Source organism: Mycobacterium sp. TH-M15 (assembly GCF_057473705.1).
Genome location: NZ_JBYCLB010000551.1, coordinates 1 through 1,842, shown reverse-complemented (window position 1 = coordinate 1,842; position 1,842 = coordinate 1). Strand labels below are relative to the sequence as shown.

The following is a 1,842-nucleotide window of genomic DNA, read 5'->3' as shown; positions in this document are numbered from 1 at the left end:
GCCGCGTCACCGCTCTGACCGCCAACCGCCGCCTCGACCTACTAAACCCCAAAATTCCCAGCTCACAGGCCTGCTAGTCAACAACGCCGGAGCCCTGGAGGTCATCAAGGCCGTTGGACTGCGGGAACTGCATGTGTTGAGCTTGTATGTGTACGGCGACCGGGATAGGCGGCAAAACGGGATAAGTTGGCCCGCGGACGCGATCGTTGAACCGCTGAATGCCAGTGAGGTTTTCCTCGCGCTACCTGGCGACGCGGGCAGCGACTGAAGCGCCCACCGTTGGCCGCCGTCACCGCTCCGGCGTGAGCGCCTCGGCCAGCACCGGCACCACCAGATCCCGCTGCCAGGGCCGTGCCGCACCTGCCGCGAGGAACTCCTCGACCGCGGCGGCCACATCGGCGCCGCCGCTCCAATCCCAGCAGAGCCGGCGGATCAGGTCGGGGGAGACCAGGTTCTCGGTGGGCACCGCCACCCGCTCGGACAGCTCCGCCAGCGCGACCCGAACGGCGTCCAGCCGCGCGGCGGCCTCCGGCTTGCGCCGCGCCCAGCGGTTCGGCGGCGGCGGACCGGAGTAGGGCTCGGCATCCTCGGGCCGCACCGGGTTGTCCCGGGCGGCGGCCAGCGCGGCCAGCCAGGTGTGCGCGCTGCGGCGCTGCTTGGGCCCACCGAACACCGGCAGCTTCACCAACTCGTCGGTGGAGTGCGGGTCGGCCACGGCGGCCGCGACGATCGCTGAATCGGGCAGGATCCGCCCCGGTGCGATGTCGCGGCGCTGGGCGATCTGGTCGCGCACCAGCCACAGTTCGCGCACCGCGGCCAGGCCGCGTTGGTCTTTCACTTTGTGGATCCCCGAGGTGCGCCGCCACCGGTCCCGTCGGGTCGGCGCGGGGTTCGCGGTGCCGCTCACCAGCAGGTACTCGAATTCCTCGGCAGCCCAATCGCTTTTGTGCTGCTCGGCCAGCACGCCGGCGACCGCTGCGCGCAGCTCGATCAGCACCTCGACGTCCAGTGCGGCGTAGTTCAGCCAGGCCGGTGGCAGCGGGCGTTTGGACCAGTCGGCGGCGCCGTGGCCTTTGGCCAACCCCAGCCCGAGCAGCCGCTGCACCATCGTGGCCAGGTTCACCCGGTCGAAACCGGCCAGCCGGCCGGCCAGCTCGGTGTCGTAGAGCGCCGGCGGGTGCATGCCCACCTCGGCCAGGCAGGGCAGGTCCTGGTCGGCGGCGTGCAGGATCCACTCGTCGTCGCCGAGCACCGCGGCGACCGGCCGCAGCACCGTCACCGGGTCGCCGCCGTCACCCACCGGGTCGATCAACACCGTTCCGGCGCCGGCCCGCCGGATCTGGATCAGGTAGGCGCGGTTGGAGTAGCGGAACCCCGACGCCCGCTCGGCGTCGACCGCGAACGGCCCGTGCCCGCCGGCCAGCGTCTCGGCGGCCGCGGCGATCTGCGCGGCGCTGACCGAGACCTCCGGCACACCGTCGGCCGGATGCGCCAGCGGGATCGGCTCCGGCTCGGTCGGCGCCGGTTCGGGCTGCTCGGTGGCCGGCTCGGTTACGTCAGGGGCCATGGCTCAGACGCGGCTGCGCGAGCCCAGGTCGATCACTCCGACCGGCGGCAGGCCAGCGGCGTGTTCCAGCACGTCGCAGAAGGCCTGGACGTGCGCGCCGAGCTCCGGGGTGGCCGCGGTCCAGGAGGCCCGCAGCTCCAGCTGGTGCCCGCGCGGCGGACCAGAGATGTCGCCGTAGCGCACCGAGGTGGTGGCCGTCACCGTGCCACCCAGCGCGATCACCTGCTCGGCGCGTGACTCCAGCGACTCGACCAGCCAGCTCCACGCCACCTCCG

2 protein-coding genes are annotated in these 1,842 nt (G+C 72.5%); both read right to left on the bottom strand.

The genetic code is table 11. The features are described 5' to 3' along the window. Positions 1-289 precede the first annotated feature (289 nt). Positions 290-1,567 carry an HRDC domain-containing protein gene (locus tag AC2VNT_RS13435; protein ID WP_486947335.1) on the bottom strand — a complete coding sequence of 426 codons (1,278 nt, stop codon included), beginning with the start codon at positions 1,565-1,567 and terminating at the stop codon, positions 290-292. A 3-nt stretch (positions 1,568-1,570) separates the two neighbouring features. After that, positions 1,571-1,842: DUF3000 family protein (locus tag AC2VNT_RS13430; RefSeq protein ID WP_486947334.1), on the bottom strand; the 272-nt coding region annotated here is incomplete at its 5' end.

What these genes read in the sequence shown, in the direction of transcription:
- AC2VNT_RS13435 (WP_486947335.1), bottom strand. Translation starts at nt 1,567, where the DNA reads ATGGCCCCTGACGTAACCGAGCCGGCCACCGAGCAGCCCGAACCGGCG.